General features: G+C 33.5%; 18 protein-coding genes and 1 pseudogene. 5 read left to right on the top strand and 14 right to left on the bottom strand.

The window, feature by feature from the left end; all coding sequences use genetic code 11:
• Both LGK97_RS02615 and LGK97_RS02610 read left to right on the top strand, forming a co-directional pair.
• On the top strand, positions 1-1,743 hold the full coding sequence (locus LGK97_RS02615; protein ID WP_226258176.1) for an ABC transporter ATP-binding protein: 1,743 nt from the start codon (positions 1-3) through the stop codon (positions 1,741-1,743).
• A complete protein-coding gene (locus tag LGK97_RS02610; RefSeq protein WP_226258175.1) occupies positions 1,733-3,421 on the top strand; it encodes an ABC transporter ATP-binding protein in 1,689 nt (562 codons plus the stop codon). The genes LGK97_RS02615 and LGK97_RS02610 overlap by 11 nt, the downstream gene beginning before the upstream one ends.
• 235 nt (positions 3,422-3,656) lie before the next feature.
• On the opposite strand, the gene LGK97_RS02605 is transcribed toward LGK97_RS02610, so the two are convergent.
• On the bottom strand, positions 3,657-5,372 hold the full coding sequence (locus LGK97_RS02605; RefSeq protein WP_226258174.1) for a methyl-accepting chemotaxis protein: 1,716 nt from the start codon (positions 5,370-5,372) through the stop codon (positions 3,657-3,659).
• Between the two features lie 300 nt (positions 5,373-5,672).
• Between LGK97_RS02605 and LGK97_RS02600 the strand changes: the two genes are divergently transcribed.
• Positions 5,673-6,293 (top strand): cupin domain-containing protein, encoded by a 621-nt coding sequence (locus LGK97_RS02600; RefSeq protein WP_226258173.1) that lies wholly within the window; start codon positions 5,673-5,675, stop codon positions 6,291-6,293.
• A 113-nt stretch (positions 6,294-6,406) separates the two neighbouring features.
• Here the strand turns inward: LGK97_RS02600 and LGK97_RS02595 are convergent, their stop codons facing one another.
• Positions 6,407-7,192 carry a class I SAM-dependent methyltransferase gene (locus tag LGK97_RS02595; protein ID WP_226258172.1) on the bottom strand — a complete coding sequence of 262 codons (786 nt, stop codon included), beginning with the start codon at positions 7,190-7,192 and terminating at the stop codon, positions 6,407-6,409.
• Positions 7,193-7,442: 250 nt separating this feature from the next.
• Here LGK97_RS02595 and rsmH point away from each other — a divergent pair, with 250 nt between their 5' ends.
• Positions 7,443-8,507 (top strand): 16S rRNA (cytosine(1402)-N(4))-methyltransferase RsmH, encoded by a 1,065-nt coding sequence (gene rsmH, locus LGK97_RS02590; protein WP_226258171.1) that lies wholly within the window; start codon positions 7,443-7,445, stop codon positions 8,505-8,507.
• 114 nt (positions 8,508-8,621) lie between these two features.
• On the opposite strand, the gene LGK97_RS02585 is transcribed toward rsmH, so the two are convergent.
• From LGK97_RS02585 to LGK97_RS02530, 12 genes and pseudogenes are all read right to left on the bottom strand, one after another.
• Complete coding sequence (locus LGK97_RS02585) at positions 8,622-10,442, bottom strand: ABC transporter ATP-binding protein (RefSeq protein WP_226258226.1); 1,821 nt, start codon at positions 10,440-10,442, stop codon at positions 8,622-8,624.
• Positions 10,443-10,458: 16 nt separating this feature from the next.
• Complete coding sequence (locus LGK97_RS02580; protein ID WP_226258170.1) at positions 10,459-12,240, bottom strand: ABC transporter ATP-binding protein; 1,782 nt, start codon at positions 12,238-12,240, stop codon at positions 10,459-10,461.
• Between the two features lie 161 nt (positions 12,241-12,401).
• Positions 12,402-13,442, bottom strand: coding sequence for an NADPH dehydrogenase NamA (gene namA / locus LGK97_RS02575; protein WP_226258169.1), 1,041 nt, complete (start codon positions 13,440-13,442; stop codon positions 12,402-12,404).
• Between the two features lie 558 nt (positions 13,443-14,000).
• A pseudogene (locus LGK97_RS02570) lies at positions 14,001-14,818 on the bottom strand (exopolyphosphatase).
• 168 nt (positions 14,819-14,986) lie between these two features.
• Positions 14,987-15,979: a D-2-hydroxyacid dehydrogenase gene (locus tag LGK97_RS02565; RefSeq protein WP_226258168.1), complete on the bottom strand. Its 993-nt coding sequence runs from the start codon at positions 15,977-15,979 to the stop codon at positions 14,987-14,989.
• 88 nt (positions 15,980-16,067) lie between these two features.
• Positions 16,068-17,093 (bottom strand): electron transfer flavoprotein subunit alpha/FixB family protein, encoded by a 1,026-nt coding sequence (locus LGK97_RS02560; RefSeq protein ID WP_413228410.1) that lies wholly within the window; start codon positions 17,091-17,093, stop codon positions 16,068-16,070.
• An 18-nt stretch (positions 17,094-17,111) separates the two neighbouring features.
• Positions 17,112-17,897, bottom strand: coding sequence for an electron transfer flavoprotein subunit beta (gene etfB, locus LGK97_RS02555; RefSeq protein ID WP_226258166.1), 786 nt, complete (start codon positions 17,895-17,897; stop codon positions 17,112-17,114).
• A gap of 71 nt (positions 17,898-17,968) precedes the next feature.
• On the bottom strand, positions 17,969-19,102 hold the full coding sequence (gene acdB / locus LGK97_RS02550; RefSeq protein ID WP_226258165.1) for a putative isocaproyl-CoA dehydrogenase AcdB: 1,134 nt from the start codon (positions 19,100-19,102) through the stop codon (positions 17,969-17,971).
• A gap of 98 nt (positions 19,103-19,200) precedes the next feature.
• A complete protein-coding gene (locus tag LGK97_RS02545; protein WP_226258164.1) occupies positions 19,201-20,331 on the bottom strand; it encodes a 2-hydroxyacyl-CoA dehydratase subunit D in 1,131 nt (376 codons plus the stop codon).
• A complete protein-coding gene (locus LGK97_RS02540) occupies positions 20,324-21,550 on the bottom strand; it encodes a 2-hydroxyacyl-CoA dehydratase subunit D (protein WP_226258163.1) in 1,227 nt (408 codons plus the stop codon). The genes LGK97_RS02545 and LGK97_RS02540 overlap by 8 nt, the downstream gene beginning before the upstream one ends.
• Positions 21,551-21,593: 43 nt before the next feature.
• Positions 21,594-22,394 (bottom strand): acyl-CoA dehydratase activase, encoded by an 801-nt coding sequence (locus tag LGK97_RS02535; RefSeq protein ID WP_226258162.1) that lies wholly within the window; start codon positions 22,392-22,394, stop codon positions 21,594-21,596.
• Positions 22,395-22,444: 50 nt separating this feature from the next.
• Positions 22,445-23,656 (bottom strand): CaiB/BaiF CoA transferase family protein, encoded by a 1,212-nt coding sequence (locus LGK97_RS02530; protein ID WP_226258161.1) that lies wholly within the window; start codon positions 23,654-23,656, stop codon positions 22,445-22,447.
• Positions 23,657-24,212: 556 nt separating this feature from the next.
• Here LGK97_RS02530 and LGK97_RS02525 point away from each other — a divergent pair.
• Positions 24,213-25,853 (top strand): sigma-54 interaction domain-containing protein, encoded by a 1,641-nt coding sequence (locus LGK97_RS02525; protein WP_226258160.1) that lies wholly within the window; start codon positions 24,213-24,215, stop codon positions 25,851-25,853.
• Positions 25,854-25,872 lie beyond the last annotated feature (19 nt).

Genomic DNA, 25,872 nt, shown 5'->3' with positions numbered 1-25,872 from the left:
ATGGCAAAGCTTACGGTTAAACCCATAAATGAACCAGATAAAATTATTAACTATTGGAAAAAAGAAAAGTTTGTTGTAATATGCATTGTGATATTTGGATTAACTTTTAATAGTGCAACAATTCTTGGTCCGATTTATCAAGGCAAACTTATTGATTCCATTGTAAGCGGCAATAGCCTATCCTCTGTTGTGATACTAGCCATTACTTTTGTTTCATTTATTGCAATGATTCAATTAATGCGCTACTTTAAACGTTTTTACATAAGACGGTTTGCAAACAGTACAAGCGCTACCATGAGACTTATGATATACAATAACATAATGCATAAAAGCACTGAAGAGTTAGATAATGAAAATACCGGTAATCTAATGACTAGGGCTATTTCTGATGTGGACCTTTGTGTTGAGGGTATGCGAAAATTCACCACAGAGATATTTGATACCGGAGTACTCATGGCCTCTTATTTCATAGCAATGCTTGTTTATGATGTGAAGATAACTATTTTTTCTAGTATTTTCATTCCCGTAGCCATGGCTCTTGCCGAGAAATTAAAAACTGTCATTTATAAGTACACCGTTGCCTTTCGCATTAAAAGTAGTAACCTTTCAAGCATTACTTATGATGCCATTGAAAATGTTATGATCTATCGGGCAAACGGCATGGAAGAACAAAACATAGCAAAGTATAGTAGTGAACTTACAGATTTACAAAACAAAGCAATTAAAGCTAGCATCTTAGAAAATTCCATGCAACCAATTTATAACGTTATTGCAATGCTTGGAATAGTCCCGGTAATTTACCTTGGAGCTTCAAAGGTAATTAATGGTGGCTGGACTGTAGGTACCTTTTCTACATATCTCATTATGTTTACCGCAATGGGAATTAAGGCAAGTAAAGCTGCCAAGCTTTTTAATTCTGTGCAAAAATCACAGGTATCCTGGAAACGCATTAAACCTTATCTTACAGAGTACCAAAGTAAGGCTAACATTTCCTGTGTTACTAAGGATAGTACAAGGCTTTTGCTAGATAACCTCAGCTTTTGTTATTCTTCAAACAATGAAAACATAATCGAAAATATTAGTTTTGAAGGAAATCAAGGCGACATAATAGGCATCACTGGCTCTATTGCCTCTGGGAAATCTACACTTGGCCTATCACTACTTGGATTATATCCATACATAGGCAGTGTAAAGATAGATGGTAAGGAGCTTCGAAGCTACTCTGAATATGAGCGGAGTCTGATGATTTCATACCTAGGTCATAATCCTCAACTACTTTCTGGCAGCATTTATAATAATATTACTCTTGGAAACCATCAGGACATCACTTCCGTTTTGAAAGATGTCTGTTTTGATACTGAACTTTCGGAAATGCCTCAAGGTGAAAACACTTTAGTAGGCAATAGCGGAACTCGCCTAAGTGGTGGTCAACAAGCAAGAATATCCCTAGCAAGAACTCTTTTAAATAAAAGCAAAATTATAATTTTAGATGACCCCTTTTCTGCAGTTGATATGAAGACAGAGGAAGATATCATTAAAAATCTTAAAAATAATTATAAAGATACTTTAATTATACTTATATCACACCGCTTAAGGATTTTCAGAGCAATCGACAAGATCATTTTTCTGCACAAAGACAAAACAGTAGATTATGGTACGCATAATGAACTAATGGAAAGCTGCGCAGATTATAGCTTACTATTTAATTTGCAATGTAATGGAGGTGATGACTATGAGGACTAACTTAGTAAAAAAATCAATTATTGCTGTAGTTAAAAAAAATAAAAAATTTGATATACTTCTTGTCATTGCAGTTTTTGGTGTTGTTATAGCAAGCTTAATTCCTCCTCAAATACTCAAATATATTGTGGATCATAACCTTGTTCCAAAAAGCAGTGATAGACTACTTCTCTTGGGGCTTGCTTACATGGTGTTTCTACTTTTAATTGGTGTCTTCGATTTTATGAAAGAGGCTATTCTTACAATTTTAGGTCAAAAAATCACGAGAGAAGTTCGCCTTGAAATGATGCAAAAACTAAAAAAAATAAATGTTATGTTCTTTTCCTCAAATGCTACAGGCACTGTTGTTTCAAGATTTACCAATGACGTGGATGCATTAAGCTCCCTTTTCACAAGTGGTATCGTTGGAATGATGGTTGATTTCTTTAAAATTATAGGAATCGTTGCTTCTATCTGGATATTTAGTTCAAAACTTGGAAGTGTTACCTTACTGCTATTACCTATTATTTATGCAATTACTAGGCTTTTTCAAAAGAAAATGCTTACTGCTCAAATTGCAAATCGAATTTTAGTTTCTAAGGTAAATAATCATATTTCAGAAAGCTTAAAAAATATACAGATGATAAAAACCTATAGCAAAGAAAGTTACATGGAAAAAAACTATAGTTCCTATTTACTTGATAACTACAAAACCATTGAGAAAGTAAATTTCTATGATTCTATATTTTCTCCCATTATTCAGCTTACTCGCGCTTTGGTAATTGCCTTTATTGTAATACTATCCTCAAAACAACTAAATTATTTGGGTATATCACTAGGTATGGTTGCTGCCTCTATTGAATTAATCTCCAACTTATTTTCACCCATTGAAAACCTGGGCATGGAGCTTCAAAATATACAACAGGCGGTATCCGGTATCCATAGGGTGAATGACTTTTATAGTGAGCCAGAGGACCACTGTAAAGATAATGAGCTTAATATAGGAGAGATTATTCCAAGCCGCGCAGATATAAGACTATCTTTTAATGATGTAACATTTCAATATGAACAAGGAAGCAATGTTTTGCAAAATATTAGCCTTCATTTAAATCCACTGGATAAAATTAGCTTTGTAGGTAGGACAGGAGTTGGAAAATCCACATTATTTAAGCTGGTAATGGGATTTTTAAAGCCCACAAGTGGGAGCATTACTATAAACGGAATTGATGTTTATACCATACCAAACTCCGAAAAACGCAAAATATTTGGGTACGTTGAGCAAAGTTTTCATATGACAAATGGCACAGTTGCTGAGCAAATTAGTCTAAAAGATGAGAACATTACAAAGGAGCAAATTGAAAACGTTCTTGATTTTGTGGGACTAACTGATTATATATTATCCTTGGAAAATGGTATTAATACAACTGTAAGCAGTGATGCTCTTTTTTCACAAGGCCAGAAACAGCTCCTTGCTATTGCAAGAGCAATTGTGACTAATCCCCCTATTTTACTACTTGACGAAGTTACTGCAAATCTCGATTCCATAACAGAAGAAAAATTTATATCAGTACTTCAAAAAGCAAGCCACGGTCATACAATATTGTCTATATCTCACCGTTTATCTTCTATTATTTCTGGAGACACTGTGGTTACTTTAGAAAATGGCAGGGTTAAATCATCATCTTTGATGCTGCAATATTAAAATATTGTTAAAAATAGCGGCTAATAGCTGTCAATGTGACAAGTTATTAACCGCTTACTTACAAACAAAATTAGCTACCTAGATATGATTTCTTGATATCTGGAGTACCAAAATTGCTTCGCGCATAAAACCTCCCGGGGAGCATGAATAAATTGTGAACAATTTATTTAGGGAAGTAACTTATTTTTAAAGCTTTCATTATACGCATTCATTTTTCTTGTTCATATATAGCCAATTAAATTTTGAACTTACCTACTTCTTCATTTAATTGTTCCGCACTAGTCTTGGATTTTTTTACTTTTCCAATTATTTCATTAGATATATGGGTTATATCCGATACCTTTTCTGCAATATCTATTGTACCTTGTGCACCTTGGTTAGACGCCATAGCTACCTGTTCTATTGTCTTTATTACCTCATGAAGTGAAGCCAAAAGCTCCTCCGAGGTTGAACTAAAATTCAGAACCAGGTCATTTACAAACTCTGCATCTTGACTATATTTACCTGCCACATTTAGCATTATATTATAATCATTTTGTACATCTTCTGATACAAAATCCAATAATTCCTTTGAACTGGCAGATAAATCACTAACTGAATTAGTAACTTTTTCAGTTACTCTTTGTATCTCAATCACTGTATTCTTAGAGTCTTCTGCAAGATTTTTTATTTCATTAGCTACCACTGCAAAACCTTTTCCAGCCTCACCAGCTCTAGCCGCCTCAATAGCTGCATTTAATGCCAAAAGATTGGTTTGCGCGGATATCTGCATAATTCCTTGAGATAGCACATTGATTTGTTCTACTACCTTTGAGTTTTCCATAGCAATTTGTAATTTATCCTTGGTTTTTGAGAATATTTCCAATGCCTTTTCTTGTGATTTTGTAACATTATCTTTAGTAATCATTGCTCTTTTATTTATTTCTTGGGCCTCTATAGCGCCTTCTTCAGCCTTTCTTGCCATAGACTGAACTGCTTTTTCTATCTCATCTGCGGTTGCATTCATTTCTTCCGATGAAGCTGCTGTTTCTTCCATCCCTGCGGATAATTCCTCTGTGGTTGCAGATACATCTTCTATATTGTTATTCAAAATACTCATATTTTCTGAAATAATATCTACGACTGATTTAATACTAATAGACTCCTCACTTACATTGTTAATCAAAAGTTTTAATGAATCTTGCATTTTAACTATAGTATTTGTAATATCCCCTATTTCATCCTTTCTCTTTTTAAACTCTTTAGAAGCATCCATAGTAAAATCACCGGTAGCTACAAGCCCCAAATGCTTTACAGCTAAAATTAATGGATTTGAAATAGACTTTGAGATGATTAAGGTGAACCCTATACAAACAGCTATGGCCAATAAAAATATTGTAAGTATTTGACTTGTTGCAGAATTAAAGTCTTTATTATTTTGAAGGTTTAAATTATTGGCTTGTTCTGTGTTATATACTGACAGTTCTTTTAATACATTTTGAAATTCTTCTTGCTCCTTTTCAATAGCGGTTCCTGCTTCCATGGCTTCCTTATGTTTTCCGTCCATGGCCAGTTTAATAGCCACATCTCTTCCTTTCTTAAGTTTTGCATGACTGCTTTCCACAATAGAAATTCTTTCTTCTTCATATTTATCCAGATTAGTTTTTTTATAATTATCCCAGTTTTCTAAAAATATTTTTTCTCTATTTTCAATATCCTTTAATTTTTCATCTTGTATATCCTTATATCCTATAGCTAATAGTATATAATACAAATTCCCTTGTATACCCCTTGCTTGATTTCTGTTGTCATTTAACCATTGAACTGTTAATAAATTGTCTGTATACATAACCCCCATACCCTTATTTGCCTTTGCTGTATGATAATAGCCTACTCCACTCATCATACTGATAAGTAATAATGCTACTATCGAAAAAAGTATCAGCTTTGATTTTATCTTTAGATTGTTCATTTTTGTTCACTCCTCCCCTATATTTCCCTATAATAATACATCATATCAAATATTTTAACAATTAGCTATAAGCTTATTATTGAATAATTATGATTTATTATTCAATAATCATGAATAGTCCATTTCTAGAATTAGATGATGCCTTCCACCAAATTATCTACAGCATAGCCAATAAAGCAAAAACTTGGTATTCAATTAAGATCATTTTATGAACAAGATGCTTTCGGAGAATATCAAGCGCAAACCCATGCACATTCTCCATACATGGAACATATGATAATTTTATAATCCATGAAAGGAATGATCCATGTGAATGAAATGTATCCATACCCTTATTACGATAACACACAAATGTATAGCAGAGCTAGCATATGTAGTTCCTGTGAAATACATCAATGTCCGTACAACACTAACATACCGATGTACAATAACTCTGACCTTTTAAGCCAGTATCCTAGTCGGTATATTCCTTTAAATAATGAAGTAGATAATGATCCTTTAATTACATTAAAGGATTATGGGCCAGAACCCTTTGTAATTAATATTGAAGATGCTACTAAGCAAAATAATACTTACCGCACAGCCTTATGGACTGGTAATCACTTGCAACTTACTTTGATGAGCATAGAGGTTGGCAGCGACATAGGTTTAGAGGTTCATCCTACTGTTGACCAATTTATAAGAATTGAAGAAGGTGAAGGTATTGTTAAGATGGGAGATAGTGAAAATAACTTAGATTTCCAAAGAAATGTTCATGATGACTTTGTGATTCTGATACCTGCTGGTAAATGGCATAACTTAATTAACACTGGTAATAAACCTATTAAGTTATATTCAATCTATGCACCACCTAACCATCCTTTTGGTACAGTACATGCAACTAAAGCTATTGCAGAAGCCGAGGAGCACAGCAACTACTAATATTAAAAAAGTAGTGATAAATAACTTCCCGTTACAAATTAAAACTCTTAAAGTCTTAATTGTAACGGGAATCTTATATTTTCTACCAATTACTAAATAACCTAGATAATCTTTTAGTCCTCTTTTTCCTTTCTTAGTATATCTACTGTATGCCCACTTGCTCCTAGCAAATCTGGTCTTTCACAGGTAGAAAAATGATAATCAAGAAAAAGCCCGAATGTATCTTCATCCATATCATTTATAACAGATCGCATATAATTTGCTGGGCCATCTGCTGCAATTAATTTTACCCTTTTTAGTTTCGCCTCCATATTCAACTTGTTAATATCTTCAGTTCTTACATAATCATATAAATCCTCTGGCTCCGATACAACATGAAAATCAGCAGTAAGCTTTCCATTATCAATACACGCACGAACATTATTTTCTTTAAAGCCATAGGTTATTACACTAAATTCATTCATGCAATATGCAACCAAGATAATACCATCAGGTTTTGTTACTCTTTTAGCCTCTTGCAGCACTTTTACTTTATCCTCAAATTTATATAGATGATACATTGGTCCAAATACCAAAGTCATATCAAAAGTATTTTCAGAAAATCTTGATAAATCTAATGCTGTTCCCTGCATTGCTTTTACAGCACTACCCTTAGACTTTAAAATACCTAGATTGTGCTTTACAAGTTCAATGGCAGTAACATCATATCCCTCATTTGATAGTTGTACAGAATATCTACCTGTCCCCGCACCAACATCTAGTACTTTTTTACTTTTGTTGTTCTCTAAATACTCATGGATATACTTCATTGAAGTAATATATTCTACTTGCCCGTACTTCCTCATCAATCTTTTATCTTCACAAAACTTATTGTAGTATTTTTCTAATTCTTTTGTCATATTTTATCTTCCTCCACTAAACTGCTTTTATAGCATAACAAATATTATACTATATGCTGTAGTTACTGTCATTTCATAAATTATATTCTCCATTAAGTTCTTTTTTTAAAGTATTTATCTAATTGTAACATAAAAATTTTGTATTTTGGGTTTTGACTTACAATGCAAAATATTGCTTTAACAAATTGTATCTGATATCATATAACTTGTAACAAAATACAAAAAAATATTATTAAAATGAGGTAATAAAATGAGTGAAGATAACATATTAAATGAGAACGAAACTGGTCATAAAAGGCGACCTAGATATAAAGGTACTCACCCTAAGAATTTTAAGGAAAAATACAAGGAACTAAATCCAGATCAATATGCCGATGATATTGCAAAGATCATCCAAAAGGGTAATACTCCAGCCGGTATGCATATTTCAATTTGTGTTAAAGAAATATTAGAAATACTACAAATTACACCAGGACAAACAGGACTTGATGCAACTCTAGGTTATGGTGGTCATACTTTAGAGATGCTTAAATGTTTAGATTCAAAGGGACGTTTATATGCACTTGATGTAGACCCTATTGAACTTCCGCGTACCAAAGAGCGTTTAGAACGTTTAGGTTATGGCAGTGAAATTTTAGAACTAAAGCAAATGAACTTTTCAAAAATAGATGAAGTTACAGAAGAACCTGAATCTTTGAATTTTATATTGGCAGATTTAGGTGTTTCTTCAATGCAAATAGACAATCCTGAAAGAGGCTTTACCTTTAAGGCCGAAGGACCACTAGACTTAAGACTTAACCCAAACACGGGTATTTCTGCAGCAGAACTTTTAAAGGACATGACACTGTATGAAATAGAAGATATGCTTATAGAAAATTCTGACGAGCCTCATGCTGCAGTAATAGCTCGCGCAATTCTCTCTAGCATTAAAAACGGAATCGATATAATTACAACAACTGGACTTCGTAATATCATAAGAGATGCTTTAAAATATGTTCCAAAAGTCAAAGATGAAGATATAAAAAAATCCTGTCAGCGAACTTTCCAAGCACTTAGAATTAATGTAAATCATGAGTTTGAAGTGCTAGATGAGTTTTTAGAAAAACTTCCAGGAGTACTGGCTAAGGGTGGACGTGTTGCTATACTTACATTCCATTCTGGGGAGGACCGTCGTGTTAAAAAATCTTTTCAACGGTTTTTACGTGAAGGGATATATTCTGAAATATCAACAGAGCCTATTCGCCCATCATCAGAAGAATGTAATGTAAATAGTCGTGCACGTTCTGCTAAATTACGCTTTGCAGTCAAGGCATAGTGACATAAAAGAAGAGGATTTCCAAATTAGGTTAACTTGGAAATTCTCTTCTTTCTATTTACTACATACATACTTATTTTCGGTTTCCTGGAGATATAAAATACTGTTAATATTTTATTCTTCTTCTGATTTTGAAAATTGCCTAATGTACATATTATAATAAAATCCCTCGCATTGTAAGAGCTCCTCATGAGTGCCACTTTCTACTATTTCTCCATTATCGATTACCATTATAGTATCCGCATCACGAATGGTGCTTAGTCTATGGGCAATAATAAAACTTGTTCTTCCACTCATCAGCTTTAACATTGCTTCTTGTATATTTAGCTCTGTACGGGTATCTACGCTGCTAGTAGCCTCATCTAGTATCAGTATAGATGGATTAGATAAAATCGCCCTTGCAATAGCTAGAAGTTGTTTTTGACCCTGGCTTAAGTTACTTCCACTTTCAGAAAGAATTGTTTCGTAGCCTTTTGGTAACCTTCTAATGAAAATATCTGCATTTGCCATGACTGCAGCTTCTTCTACTTCCTTATCAATGGCTCCAATCCTTCCATACCTTATATTATCTCTGATAGTGCCAGCAAAAAGGTAAGTATCTTGAAGTACTATTCCAAAGCATTTCCTTAGGCTGTCTCTTGTATACTGCCTTATATCAACACCATCAATTAGTATTTCCCCACCAGTAACATCATAAAATCTTGCCAGCAAATTTACAATTGTGGTTTTCCCAGCTCCTGTTGGCCCAACTAGTGCGATATTACTTCCCTTCTTCGCATTAAAACTAACATTCTTTAGTATAGGCACATCTGCACGGTAGCCAAAGGAAACATTTTCAAAGACTACATGACCTTCCGGTTTTATAAGTTCTACTGCTCCTAATGTATCCCCTGGTTCCTCTATTTCATCTAAAACCTCAAAAACTCTTTCAGCTCCAGCTATTGCAGATTGAAGAGTGTTAAATATATTTGCCAAATCATTTAAAGGTCTTGAAAATTGCCTAGAATAACTCAAAAAACTAGCTATAATTCCTATGGTAATGGTGCCTTTAACTGCTAGTGCACCACCTACACCTGCAACTACCGTGAATCCAATATTGTTAATTACATTCATCAAAGGCATAATATACCCAGATAGAATTTGAGCCTTTATCCCCACATTACAAAGCCTCGTGTTTATTTCATTAAATTCTTTAACGGCTTTCTTCTCATGATTAAAGGCTTTAACTACTAAAATTCCCGATATAGCTTCTTCCATATGGCCATTTAGTTTACCAAGTTCTACTTGCTGTGTTTTAAATAAAACTTTAGTTCTTTTAGCCACAGTTCTTGTAAGTAAAAATACTAAGGGTATAGTTACAACACTAGCTAAAGTAAGCAGTGGACTTAAATAAAGCATCATTGCCAAAGATCCTATTATGACAATTATCCCTGACATTAATTGAATTGTAGACTGTGAAATTGTAGTGTTCACATTTTCAATATCATTAGATAATCTACTCATAATCTCCCCGTGGGTGCGAAGATCGAAAAATGCTATAGGCAGTTTTTGAAGCTTTTCAAAAATAGTATCCCTTAGCTTCCTAACTATTCTCTGTGCCACCCCTGCCATAAGCCATTCTTGAAAAAAGTGTATTACTCCATCAATAACGTAGCTAGTGATCAAAATTACAACTACTATCTTTAGTACACCAAAGTCTACTGACTTACCGCTTATTGTCATAGCATCTATTGCACGTCCAATTAAATATGGCACTGCAAGTCCAATAGCTGAACTTAGTACAATAAAAATAAGTATGATAAATAACAATTTTCGTTCTCCGCCAAAATACTTCCAAAGCCTTAAAATGGTGCCTTTAAAATCCTTGGGCTTTACTACTATTCCCATAGGTCCCCTTCCGCCAAAACCTCTTACACTACCGAGGTTGGTTGCCATGGGAGTTTCAGTATTCTTATTCCTCTTTTCCACTTTGCACCACCTCCTTGCCTATTTGAGACCTAAATATATCCTTGTAGACCTCACAAGTTTCCATGAGTTCTCCATGGTTTCCCTTCCCAACCAATTCTCCATTCTCAAGAACTAATATCTTATCTGCATTGATAACTGATGTAATACGTTGGGCAATTATAAGGCAAGTGAGTTTCCCAGAGTATGTTTTTATTGCATCTCTTATTTTAGCTTCTGTAGTCACATCAACTGCACTGGTACAATCGTCTAAAATAAGTATTTCTGACTGTTTAATTAAGGCCCTAGCAATAGATATTCGTTGCTTTTGTCCACCAGATATGTTTACTCCACCTTGTCCAAGAACTGTGTTATAACCTTCTGGAAGTAAACTTATAAATTCATGTGCCTGCGCAGCTTCTGCTGCTACTTTTATTTCATCTACAGTTGCAGCTTCCTTTCCCCATCGTATATTGTCCATAATACTTCCTGAGAAAAGCACTATTTTCTGAGGCACTATGGCTATTTTCTCTCTAAGATTTTTGACATCCATATCTCTAATATCAATGTTATTTATTTTTATTTTTCCCTTGTTAACATCATAAAACCTTGTAATTAAACTCACCATAGAGGTTTTACCAGAACCTGTAGAGCCAATAATTCCAATAGTCTCTCCTTGAGAACAGGAAAAAGTAAGATTTTTAAGAACAGGTTCACCCGTAGTTCCTGGATAAGAAAAACTTACATTTTCAAAATCTATTCTACCTTTGACTTCTGAATCTTTACCATTATCTTTTAAAAAGTTTGTAACACTAGCCCCTGAAAGTTCTGGTAAGTTTTTTAAAGTTTTCTCTTCATTAAAAACTTCACCTATTCTCTCAGCAGATGCCTTTGCCCGTACGAACATAGTAAATACATTAGAAATCATCATTAAGGAAAATAGTATTTGTGTCATATAATTTATAAAGGCAATAATCTCTCCCACTTGCATATTACCGCTATTTACCTTAACTCCACCTATCCAAATAGTTGCAACGATTCCTAAATTCACTATAAGGGTAATTCCTGGGGGAAATATAGCCATTATACGCATTGCATTGGTAGATATGTCTGATAAATTTTTATTTGACTTCTTAAAACGATTTGTTTCATAACTAAATCTATTAAAAGCTTTAACTACCCTAACTCCTGATAAGTATTCTCTCATTACACTATTTACATTATCTAAAGCCTTTTGAATTTTTCTAAAGAAAGGATACCCAATCTTCATATTCATAACTATAAGCAATACTACTATTGGAATTACTACTACAAAAATCATTGCCATCTTAGCATTAAGCCTCACAGCCATTATAAAACTTCCTATGCATAAAAGAGGCGCCTTTACAAATATCCTCATAAGACCATTTGTAAAGTTTTGTACCATAGTTACATCATTAGTAAGCCTTGTTAGCAAAGATGCTCCGTCGTATTTATCTATACTTTCAAATGAAAAGCCTTGAACTTTGGTAAAAAGATCAGATCTAAGTTCGCTGCCAAACTTTTGTGATACAATACTTGCTAAGATGTTACGGCTAACTGCCCCTAAGGCTCCCAGTGCTGTAACCCCAAGCATTACATAACTCATTTTTAATACAAAACTTAAATCTTTATTTTTTACACCTACGTCAACTATTTTAGCCATAATAGTTGGTTGCAAAAGGTCACATACAGCCTCTACAGTTAAACAAAAAACTGCAAGTAAAAAAGGCTTCCAATATTTTTTTATGTATTTATTAAGAAATTCCACTCTTATCCACCCCGCAACTTCATATGTTTAGACCAATTAAAATTCTAAAAAAGGTTAGAAAATTAATTAGATACCCTAAATATATTTTCTACAAAGATTTTGAAATTCCTTTTAATTTTAAAATTATTATAAGCCACAGGTATCTTTGACACTATATCAAATTAGAATCCACCCTTTCTTACTTCCTTACTCCTCAAATATTGAACTGGCCATTCTATATCCTCTTGAAGTTCTTTTGCTGCATTTAGTGACCAAAATGGATTTCTTAGAAGCTCACGACCGAAAAACACTAAATCACTCCTATGATTATGCACGATTTCTTCAGCTAATTGTGAATTAGTGACTAGCCCTCCACCTATAACAGGCAATTTTGTAATAGCTCTTATTGTTTCGGCAAAGCTAATTTGATATCCTGGATAAGTATCTATGTGCGCTTGAACAACTCCTCCAGAACTTACATCAATCATATCAATTCCAGCATCTTTTGCTATATTTATGATTTCTGCTGTGTCTACTGGATTATTTCCACCTTCAGCATATTCTTCAGCGGAAACCCTAAGTATTAATGGAAGTTCTTCTGTCCATACTTCCCTAACTGTCTTTACAACTTCCTTTAAAAATCTTGCCCTATTTTCTGCACTTCCACCATATTCATCTTCTCTTTTATTAGTTAAGGGAGACATAAACTGGTTGATTAAATAACCATGAGCACCATGTATTTCTATAACATCAAAACCCGATTGTTTAGCTCTTCTAGCTCCTTCTTTGAAAGCATTAATTACTTCTTTTATGTCCTTTTTGCTCATTTCTCTTGGTGTTTTATACTTTTCATTAAAAGCTATATCACTTGGAGCAATAATCTCCTCTGTAGTTACCTCACATTTTCTACCTGCATGAGAAAGCTGTATTCCCATCTTGGCTCCATGTTTTTTGCATTCTTCCACAATATTTTTAAAGCCATCAATATGTGAATCACTCCATATTCCAAGATCCATTGCTGTTATTCGTCCCTTACTTTCCACCGCAGTAGCTTCTATTATAATAAGTCCCACTCCACCAACTGCCCTGCTGGCATAATGAAGATAGTGCCAAGAGTTTACATTACCTAGTTCATCTGCACTATCCATACACATTGGAGCCATTACCACTCTATTTTTAAGTTCAATGTTCTTAAGTTTATAATTAGAAAATAGCTTTGACATTTAAATACCTCCAGTTTCTTTAGTTACAGTTATAATAACCCATTAAGTCTTAATAAATTCATATAATTTTTGTTACGCTTAATTTTAAAATTCCTTTTAGTTTTTAAATTTATATACCTTTTGTAATCTATTCATTGCAAATAAAGAATAAAAATAAAATTAATAATAGGAAGATATTTACAATAAATAGAATATACATAAGTAAATATTCTTGATACAAAGCAAAAGCGAAAAGTATTTAAAATTGATACTAATAAGGTTAAATTGATTGTAATTGATCTTGCGAAGAATAGATTAATAAAAGAATATGAGGCAGGACAGCTTAGGAAAGTTTTATAAGAATAAAGATAAAGATAGTAAAAGGCGGCAGAATATATATGCCACCTTTTACTATCACAATCCATAACTCCCTCTTTGGTTATAGTTTTTTAGAAACTATCTATAACCCCTGCATATGCCATCAAAGATTTTCCGGCAATGCATCATATTCTGTTAATAATCCATTTTTTAGTTTTATGTAAATTATAGATAAATCTATATTTACTCTACCTGTAGGCTCTATTTTTCATCACTTTTTATAATTTCAATTATTTCAGACAAAGTTTTGTCAGCTTCTTCATAAGCTACTTGGCAAGTACCAACTTTAGCATGTCCACCACCATTATATCTCAGCATCAGTGAACCAACATTTGTTTTTGAAGTTCTATTTATAATACTGTGACCAACAGCAAAAGAACAATTTTGTTTATTTTTTCCGTCAACAATCCAAATAGATATATTTTGCTGAGGATATATACTGTATATTAAGAATCTATTCCCAGTATAAATCTTATCAACACCTCTTAAATCAGTAATAATAAGATTTTCATCCGTTTTAGTATAAGTATTTATCATAGTTTTAAAAAGTTCATTTTGCTCAAAGAAAAATGAACTCCTTTCTTTTACATCTGGCAAATTAAGAACCTCATCTATTTCCATAGATCCACAAAAGCCAATTAAATTTTCCATAAGTTGATAATTGCTAATTCTAAAATCTCTAAATCTTCCAAGACCTGTTCTTGGATCCATAATAAATCCTAGCAAAATCCACCGTAGTATTCATATATTACTCTAGCAGCGCTTGGAGCTAACCAACTCTTACCTTTGTATTGTGTTCCTAATTCTAATCTCTCGTGTTCACTGGAATGATGATCAAACCATAAACCACAACCTTGAACAAAAGGTACATTAGCTAAAACATCATTTTCTGTAACTTTAATTAATCCATCTTGTAAATCTTTTGGATGAACAAACGTGAAGGAATCTATAATTCCTAATTTTTTTAAAAGTACCCCACAAGCTAAACCATCAAAATCCGAACGTGTAAGTAAATTTATAGTTTTAATCCCCCTTAGTTATAAAAAGTGTTTATTATGTTATTCAAAAATAAATAACACAATAAACACTCACATTTATATTTTGTAGAATATTTATATTATATATTCAAATTCAGAATTATACAACAATATAAATTTCGGTAGTTTCCAATATTTAAATAATAAAACTTAGTTCACTATATAATCACTAGTACCATTCTTAAGAATGTCATAAGCTCCTTCTAATCCGCCTTCAACTAAGTTTTTAACAGCTGTTTCAGTATAAAATGCTATATGCGGTGTTAGCAATACATCGTTACGGTGAGTTAATTCTTTTAACATTTCATCATCAACTTCTTTTCCTGTGAAATCTTTTGTAAAGTAATTAAATTCATTTTCATAGGTATCTAAAGCTGCCGCAGTAATTTTACCGCTATCTAATGCTTCTATTAACGCTTTGGTGTCAACAATTGTTCCCCTAGCTGTATTAACGAAAAATACGCCCTGTTTCATCTTTTCAAAAATTTCTTTGTTAAATAAATGGAAGTTGTCTTTCGTAGCTGGTATATGCAATGAAATTAAATCTGCTTGACTAATTGCCTCTTCCATAGTTTCCTTGTATTCCATATACTCTTTAGCCTCTTCACAAGGGTATAAATCATATCCAATAACCTTTGCACCAAACCCTTTGAAAATCTGTGCAGTTATGCGTCCAATTCTACCCGTTCCAATAATTGCAACAGTCATAGACCTTATTTCTTTTGATATTATCTCTTTTCTCCAACGATAATCTTGCTCCTTCATTGCCACCTTAATATGATTTACATTTCGTACAATATTGAGCGCTGCAGTTACAGCATATTCGGCAATTGCATTAGGTGAATATATCGGTACATTTGTAATTGACAATCCATGTTTTCTTGCTTCTTCCATATCAAACATATCAACACCAGCTGTACGTGATGCAATCTGTTTTATTCCTTTATTTTTTAATTCTTTATAAATTTCATTCTCCATTTTTTTTGTTTGACAGAGGCAAACCCCATCAAACCCTTTTACCAAATGAATGTTTTCTAGAGATAAAGGTTCTGAAACATTTGCAATTTCAACTTCACGCTGTTTACCCCAAATATTAGCGGCAGTAACTTCTTCTTCCCTTGCACTAAACATAATCAATTTCATTTTTATTTTCCTCCTCTTACTATTAAACAGTTTATTGGAAATAAAAAATTTCGAGTCTTATACAACTGGCAGTCAATGCTCCTTATATTTATGCATTTATCCTTTTTATTAATTCGTCCACATTATCCAATTGCTCAGTGAGCATTGGAACTATATCATAAACATCTCCAACAATGCCGTAGTCAGCTACTCCGAAAATTAGTGCTGCTGGATTCTTATTAATAGCAATAACTACATCTGCTTCCTGCATACCAACAACATGCTGAATAGCCCCTGAAATACCACAAGCAATGTACACTGTTGGCTTAACTGTTGTACCTGTTTGACCTACTTGGTGTGAATGATCAATCCATCCTGCATCAACTGCTGCACGAGAGGATCCAACAACTCCACCAAATTTATCTGCAAGTCTTTTTAACATTGCAAAGCCTTCTGCATTTCCAAGGCCGAGTCCTCCAGAAACAATGATATTAGCATCTACCAAAGAAACTAAATCTTTCTTTGTTTTTACAGTTTTAATTACCTTTGTTCTGATATCACTTTCTGATAATTTAAAATCTAAATTAATAATTTCTCCCGTTTTCGATTCATTTTTTATAGCCTTATCCATAACCCCTGGTCTTACCGTAGACATTTGTGGTCTATTATTTGGACAAATAATAGTAGCCATAATGTTTCCACCAAAAGCTGGACGTGTCTGCATAATTTTTTTATCTTCTGGGTCAATTTCAAGCTTTGTACAATCTGCAGTTAGCCCTGTGTCTAATCTAGAAGACATTCTAGGAGCTAAATCCCTACCGATATGAGTTGCTCCAAGTAGCATTATTTCTGGTTTAAACTCATTTACAGCCTGGCAAATTACAGTTGTATAAGCATCTGTAGTGTAGTTCTCCAAAAGTGGGCTATCTGCAACATATACCTTTTCAGCTCCATAAGAAATTAATTCACTGGCAAGTCCTTTTATGTCTTTTCCAAGTAACACAGCACATAGTTCCACTCCTATTTCACTAGCAAGCTTTTTACCTTCTCCTAAAAGTTCAATTACAACTGGAGAAATTTTTCCTTGTCTTTGCTCTGCAAATACCCATATATTTTTATATAAACTTAAATCCATATCCATATTACCTCCAACTTATATAATGTGTTTTTGTTTTAAAGCTACTATTAATTGTTCTACCCTATCTTTTGAGGTCCCCTGAAGGATTACACCCTTTGCCTTAGGTTCTGGAGTAAAGGATTTAAATACTTTAGTAGGAGAAGCCTTTAATCCCACTTTATCTACATCAATACTTATATCATTAAACCCTAGTATCTTAATTTCTTTTTTATAAGCATCAAATATCTTATCTACTGCCATGTATCTAGGTTCATTTAATTCCTTAACAGCTGTTAATAGTACAGGCATATTTACTTTAATAATTTCATGTCCATCCTCTAGTTGTCTTTCCACTTCCAATTCATTGCCATCAATCTTCAGGCTTTGAACATAAGTAACTTGTGAAACACATAGCTTTTCAGCAATTTGAGGTCCTACTTGCGCTGTATCTCCATCTATTGCTTGTCTTCCAGCAAAGATTATATCAAAATTTCCAATTGTTTTGATACCCGCCACTATTGCATTAGAAGTTGCCCAAGTATCAGAACCACCAAATGCTCTATCACTTAAAAGAACTGCCTCATCTGCACCCATAGCTAAACATTCCCTTAGCATATAATCAGCCTGGGGTGGTCCCATGGAGAGTACTGTAACTATTACATCTTCATAATTATCCTTTATTTTAAGGGCTTCTTCTAAGGCATTAGCATCATCTGGATTTAAAATGCTTGGAACACCATCTCGAATAAGGGTTCCTTTCTCTTTATCAATTTTAACTTCTGTAGTATCTGGCACTTGTTTCACACAAACTAATATTTTCAAAATAAATACCTCCAAGTTTAAAAAATTATTTATATTTCCTAGTTCCATATTTGTACTTATATTCAGCTACCTTATTTTAAAACATGAGCTGCAATTACCATTTGCTGTACCTGTGATGTACCTTCGTAAATAGATAAAATTCTCGCATCTCTGTATATTCTTTCAATTGGATAGTCCTTTATATAACCATATCCACCATGAAGTTGTAATGCTTTATAGGCAACCTCATTGGCAACTTCTGCGGCATAGTATTTTGCCATAGAACCTTCTTTTTCAATTTTCATATTAGCATCTTTCTTTTCCGCAGTATCATAAACTAATAATCTAGCCGCAGATACCTTAGTTTCCATCTCAGCTATAGTAAACTGAGTATTTTGGAACTTAGATAGTGTTTTTCCAAATTGAACTCTTTGTTTTGTATATTTAATAGCTTCATCTAGAGCACCTTGAGCAACACCAAGTGCCTGTGCTGCAACTCCTATTCTACCTGCCTCTAAAGTATTCATTGCAATTTTAAAGCCCATGCCTTCTTTCCCAATTAAATTTTCCTTTGGAACCTTAACATTCTCGAAAACTAAATCAGAGGTTTCTGTGCCCCTTATACCCATTTTGTCCTCGTGAGCACCATGAGAGAAACCCTCCCATTTACTTTCTACTATAAATGCAGAAGTACCCCTAACTCCTTTAGACTTATCAGTCATAGCAATTACTATTGCATAATCACATATAGGAGCATTAGTAATAAAACACTTTCTACCATTTAAAATATAGTTGTCCCCATCTAATACAGCTTCTGTCTGCTGTGCACCTGCGTCAGAACCTGCACCAGGCTCAGTTAAAGCAAATGCTCCAATTTGCTCTCCTAGCGCTAATGGTTTTAGATACTTTTCCTTTTGCATATCTGTACCAAAGTTCATAATAGGCAACGCAACCAAAGAAGATCCAGCAGTAACAAAAGTACCTGTTGAGCAACATTTTCTACTGATTTCTTCCATTACTATTGCATATGAAACATAATCTGCACCAGCTCCACCATATTCTTTTGGTACTATTGTACTTATAAATTTATATCTAGCTAACTTATCCATTAAATCTTTTGGCATAACACCTGTTTTATCCATCTCTGCTGGAAGTGTGCTTAATTCTTTTTTCACAAAATCTCTAACTGCCTTTTGCAGCAGTATATGTTCCTTTTTTAATATCATTGTAATATCCTCCGTTTCAACTTTGATATGCATTTATTTGAAAATTCATTTTTCACCTTCTGAAATGTAGTTAAATCATCATCTGACCTACTTCAATATTAACAATTTAACATTTCAGCAAAGGTTTGAACACGAGTTCTAATTTGCTCATTATTTTCTACTTGCTGATCTATCTCAAGGTATAGATTAGGTATTCCTGAAGCATCTACTTCTCTCTTTATTAGAGGATAATCATATTCCTCAGGATCGCAGAATTTCATCATACAGAAAATAACACCGTCAATATTCTTTTTCTTTATTTCTTCGGTTATAATAGCTCCACGTTTTTTCTGTGGATCATAAGCTAAAGAGCACCCTTCAAAAATAGACCAAAACCTTGCTAATGAATCTATTGCATCTGCTCCTTTAGGAACATCGTATCGTAACTGCCTTGTTTCTTGAGCTAAATCATCTGCAACTACTGCAATATTATTTTCAGCTAATATATTTAATAGCTCACTTGAATCAGCTAAAATTCCTGATAACAATACTTTTTTACCTATCCATTTCTCTGTAGGATTTTTTTCTATCTCACAAATAATATTTTTTACTAATTGTGTATGCTGAGATTTTTCCATGAAGAAGCCACTTTTAATCACAGTATGTCTAATTAATGGAGTTATAATCTTAGGGTAACTAGCAGCTACTTCTATAAAGTCTCGCATAGTTTGTCTATGTTTATTGTAGATTTCAATACTCTCATTTAATTTTTCTTCTGTAATTTCACAACCACTAATTTCCTCTAACCTTTTTTTAATATTATTGTACTCGCTTTTTAAATAGGTAACCCCAGCTTCAATTTTTCTATTCTGAGGGTGTACTAAGGAAATATACTCCACCTGTGGAATTGCTGCCTTCCAATTCTGACCTATACATATTAATGTGTCACACATACCAGGTATAATTACTGCTGATAAGTCATTGTAAGCTCCTTTGAGTCCGTATTCTAGGCAAGACTGCATAACAGAACAAACAAATGCTGGAAGGTACTGTTTGCTAAGTTCAATCTCCACATTACCTCCCCAAATACCAATAGGAAACATTCCAGCTGCGTGGACAATCTCTTCTGGGCAGTAAACAGGAAAGCATCCAACTACCTTAATTCCTTTTTCCTTTTGCGCTTTTACCACTGCTCCTGGATTATTAATAACATAAGTCATCTGTGATATAATGTTTTCAAAATCACTCATTGTCATTACCCCCTGCCCTTTTTCTTTCTTCCATTACTTCTACCAGCCCCTGTATACGTGTTTCAAATTGAGCCTCTGTAAAATTTCTTGGATCTGCTTGATCACCATCAAATCCTGCAAAAGGAAGCCCAGTAGCTTCATATACTTTTCTTTGCATCTCATATTGAATTAAGCTCATTAATTTGCAACTTCTATTCATATGATAAAAAGCACCATCACACTGTCCAAGTTTAAGAGAATTTATTCTAAACTCAGACATTCTATCTAAATTTACATTGTTGAACATGCTACTATATGCCCTAGCCATACCATCTAAATCATTAACTTCGTACTCTAAAGCCCAAGCATCCGGATAAACACTACCTGTCATATTAACACCAAATTTAGAGAGAGTTTTCATCTTATATCCGATATATGGCCAACATGGAATTCCTTCCATCATTATTCTAAACTTCTCTTCTCCCCTAAAGGTGGTTTCTTTATTTTCTATTCTTTCTTCAAGCTCTTTAATTAGTAGTTCAAAGGCATCTGTAGTCTCAGCCTTACCTCTTGCACAAACTATAACTGCCATATAGTTAAATAAGTCAAAGCCATTCATAGGTGATGGTTTTGCTTCTGGAAGACTCATGGAATACTTCCATAACCTACCATTTTTTGAAGAAATCTTCATAACCTCTTCAAATTTTGCTGGATCAAACTTCTTTCCAGAAATTATTTCTAACTGCTTAATAGCTTCTTCAAACTGACCTTTTAAATAATCTATTCTATGTCGGCTTACTTCATATTCATTATTAAAAGTGGTATCAATCATTATAAGTGGTATATTTAACTCTCTTGAAATATTTTCATACCATTTAATAACTTGATTACAGATATTATTGCAACACAATAAAAAATCGGGCCTAGGCATATTTAAACTTTCACAGCCACCATTTTCAAGAAATCCAAGATTAGTTCTTGCATAAGCACATATATCATTGGAATATCCCATGTCCTCTGAAATATTACATAACTTTAAAGATTCTCTTTTGGCTGCAATTCCTGCTGCTTGATTTTCTGGATAACATACTCTTAGCCCGAAGCTTTCTGGAAGCTCTTGAGGAAATACAGATGTAGACCAACCTACAGGCTCACCTTTGGCTTTTGCTTCAAAAGCCTTTTCGTACTGCTCTGCTAACAAATTACTTATTACCTCTTTAGATGATAATTTTTCACTCATTTTTACCCTCCAAACCTAATTATTATCTTTAAACTTCACCACTTTAAATTTCATTACCCTCTATCTCATTGATTTTAATCTCTTCATACGCATATAAAGCTGCGCCTAGCGCCCCGGTAAGTTGCGCAAGCTCCGGGATAACAATTTTGAGACCTACTGCTTCTTCCATTGCCCTAACCACGCCACTATTTCTAGCAACACCGCCTACCATTACTAAAACTTCCTCAATACCCACTCTTTTTGCAAGACTAGAAACTCTTTTAGCTACAGATGAGTGGATACCTGCAATTATATCTGCAATTGCTATTTCATTAGATAAATGAGATATCACTTCTGATTCCGCAAAAACCGTACAAGTACTGCTTATAGGAGCCTCTTTCGTAGATTTAGCATCTAAGTCACCTAAATCTGAAACCTCAACTTCAAGTGCCCTTGCCATAACATCTAAAAATCTTCCTGTACCTGCAGCACACTTATCATTCATAACAAAATTAATCAATTGACCTTTTTCATTAAGCCTTAATGCTTTTGCATCTTGTCCACCTATATCTATAATAGTTTTAACCTTAGGAACTAAGAAGGTTACTCCCTTTGTATGGCAACTTAGTTCGCTAATTTGATTATCAGCATCAGAATATTTCATTCTTCCATAGCCAGTTACTACAAGGCGTTTAATATCTTGCCTAGAAATATTTAGTTTTTCAAATAGTTCTTTTAATGCCCTAGCTGGTCCCGTAGTGCCTGTACCAGAAGATATAGTGGCTGTTGCTACAATGTTTACACCATCTTCTATAATTACACCCTTTGTTGCCGTAGAGCCTATATCTAGTCCCATTGTATACATGTTATCCTGTCCTTTCACACTTACTAAGAATTTTCTGAGCTGAGGTTAATCTATCTAACTGATTTACCTGATTTTAGACTCTCTATTTGTTCAAGGTTATATCCAAGGCTTTCTAGGATATCATCTGTATTTTCTGAGATTCTTGGAGCAGGTGTCATTTCTCTAATACCCATTTCACCAAACTTAACTGGTGAATTTACTAAAATACCTTCATTACCTGAATCATAAGTTTTTTTCACTAAAAAGTCGTTTGCCCAAGCCTGCTCATCTTTAGCAATATCTGCACAAGATTGTACTCTCTCGAAAGGAATGTCACACTGAATAAGAATATCTTCCCATTCATCAAGGGTTTTTGTAGCCATAGCCTCTGCAACAATGGTAACCATTGACTCCACATTTTTCACCATTCCATCGCGAGTATTGTATCTATCATCATTCATTAAATCTTCTCGATTTATAGCCTTAAAGAATCTTTCAATCCATTGATCATACTGTATTAGCGCTAATTGTATCCACTTTTCATCCTTACATTTGTAAGAATTACAAACTGCGGAGTTTGGACTAAGTCTACTCATTGGCATCTTATTCCCGTACTGATCAGACATAATCATAGATCCTAGTCCATAAATACCCATATGATATAAACTTACTGTTATTTTTTCTCCTGTACCTGTCTTAGCCTTTTTTACAAGAGCAGCACATGCACCTGCTGCCAAGGCAATACCTACGTAGTGATCACCAAAGCCTGCCGCAACATTTATTGGAGAAGTACCTTTTTCCATAAGTGCAGACATAACACCACCTCTTGCAAAATATGAAGTGTAATCAAAGCCAGGCTTATCTTTTAATGGACCTTCTTCTCCATACCCTAATGCCTGAACGAATATTAAACCAGGATATTTTGCCTTAAGCTGTTCATAATCTAAACCAAGCTTTTTAAGAGCTTCTACTCTAACATTGGTAACAAAAATGTCAGCATCAGCAAGTAGCCTATGAAATACTTCCATACCTTCTGTGGATTTTACGTTAACGCATATACTTTTTTTGTTAAAATTTTCATTTTCAAACCAAGGGTTTTCATCATCACTGCAAGGTGAAGAATAAACAGAGCCAATACCTCTCATGTTTTCTCCTGAAATAGGTTCTACCTTAATAACCTCGGCACCCCAGTCCGCAAGCATTTTTGCAGCACAAGGTGCTGCGATAAACGTTGCAAATTCCACAACTTTAACTCCTTTTAATAACCACTTATTATCATCCACTCAAATCACCCTTTCTATTATATTTAGTATGTATACTTGAAAACCAACTGATTTACTTGCCATATTTAGTTAAATCATCACCTGCGGTGCTGCAATATTAACAACTTTGGAATCAGATTTAGACTGCCACCAAAGTAACTTTTCTGGGCTAGGCAACTGCCACTTATAGAAGATGGCAGACTTGAAGCTTCCAAAATGTTGTTAAATAGTATTAAACCGCTTTGTTTTTCTATAAATTTTTATAAAATCAATATGCTCACTTTTCTCTAATTTTCTTAACACTATATGCAATAGCAAGACTTATGCCAAGTATTCCTTATTTGCAAAATGGGACTAAGTCTATATTTTAACAAAGTAAAATAAAATATTTCATGAAACTTTATTGCAAGATGCAATTTTGTCTTGCTTTTTGCAACGTTTTTATTGGTTTTTTAATTAAAATTAGAAACTTTATGCATAACTGTAGTCATTTTCATGAATTTATGATATTATATTGTTATTAAGTTAACAATGTTTTCCTGTTTCTAACATTATATTTTGAAAGGAATGGTGTTATATGAATATAATTTCTGAAGATCTATTAAATAAAATATATAATCCGATAATTATATGTAATGCTAATGGGGATATATTATATACTAATGGCATAATGAATGGTATTTTGGATAATATAAAAATTAACTTTCCTAAGAACATACAAAGTCTTGATAAAAGCTTTGACTACCAGGATATTTTGAGCTACGAACCAATAAACCGTAGTATTTTAATAAATGAATTCTTATCTCCTGTTAACATATACAGTTTAAAGTCTGAAGATAATTCAATTAATATTATGTACATGTTTGACGCCTCTATTATTAATAATAAAACTGTTGATAATGTAATAAATGATATTGATGAGGTAGTAGTTATTTTTAATGAGCAAGGTATAATAGAGAAAATGAACGCCCTTTGTGATCTTATCTTGCCCTTTAAACGTAGCCAAGCACTTAGCAAAAGTATTTATGATATTTCAAAAGAAGGTTTAGTAAAGGATCCTATAATTATTGATATGTTAAAAGCTAAAAAGAAAATCTATAGGAATGTTAGCTATCCAAACGGGAAGGTTATTTCCTATACAGCAGCACCTTTATTCCATAATAACGGTAATCTAAAGGGTGGTGTACTTACAGGTAGAGATATAACAAGGTTAATAAAATTGCAATCCAATATAAATCTGCATATTCAACAACCTGAAACTATAGAATATATTAGTCAAAGTAAGGTTATGGAAGATATTAAAACCATAGCTATTAGAGCTGCTGCTTATGACTCTTCCATATTTATCACTGGAGAATCGGGAGTAGGTAAAGAAATTATTGCCAGAATGATATATAACTATAGCCCAAGGCGTGAAAAGCCTTTTACTACAATAAACTGTGGTGCCATACCCTCAGAACTTTTGGAATCCGAATTTTTCGGTTATGAAGAAGGTACCTTTACCGGTGCTAAAAAGGGTGGTAAAAAAGGTCTTTTAGAAGAATCCAATGGCGGCACTATTTTTCTTGATGAAATTGGAGAGTTGCCATTGCCAATGCAAACAAAGCTACTTAGAGTATTACAAGAAAATGAAGTTACAAGGATAGGTGGGAGCTCTCCTATACCCTTAGATATAAGGTATATTAGTGCTACTAATGTATTAGAAGACGAACTTCATATTAGTAAAAATTTTAGACAAGATTTGTACTATCGACTTAATGTTATACCAATTAAAATACCTCCTATAAGAGATAGAAAAGAAGATATCATTCCTTTAATTAACTATTTCCTTGATTTTTATAACAAGAGGTATAATAGAAGTTTAAAATTTTCAAAAACAACACTTAAAATACTATATCAGTATAATTGGCCAGGAAATATAAGGGAGCTTAAAAATATTATTGAAAGGTTAATTGTCCTTGCAGTTAATGATGTTATCAGCGAAAATGAGCTTAGTATGTTAATGAACCTAGGTGACTTTAACTGTAACTTTGGGGATACACCTTCCGTTACAATAAAGGGTCATAATAACTTAAACAATGTATATGATATAGTTGATCAAATAATGATACCAAGAGCCATAGAAAAATATGGCTCGGTTATGAAAGCTTCCAAAGAATTAGGGGTTAATCCTTGCACGATACACAGAAAAATAAAAAGTGGTGCTATTTTATTATAAAGACACTTGAAATTAGTTA

The sequence above is a fragment of the Clostridium sp. CS001 genome, from assembly GCF_020443565.1.
GTDB lineage: Bacteria > Bacillota > Clostridia > Clostridiales > Clostridiaceae > Clostridium_AD.
Note: the sequence above shows the minus strand (reverse complement) of the source record. Positions and strands in the feature narration are given on the sequence as shown.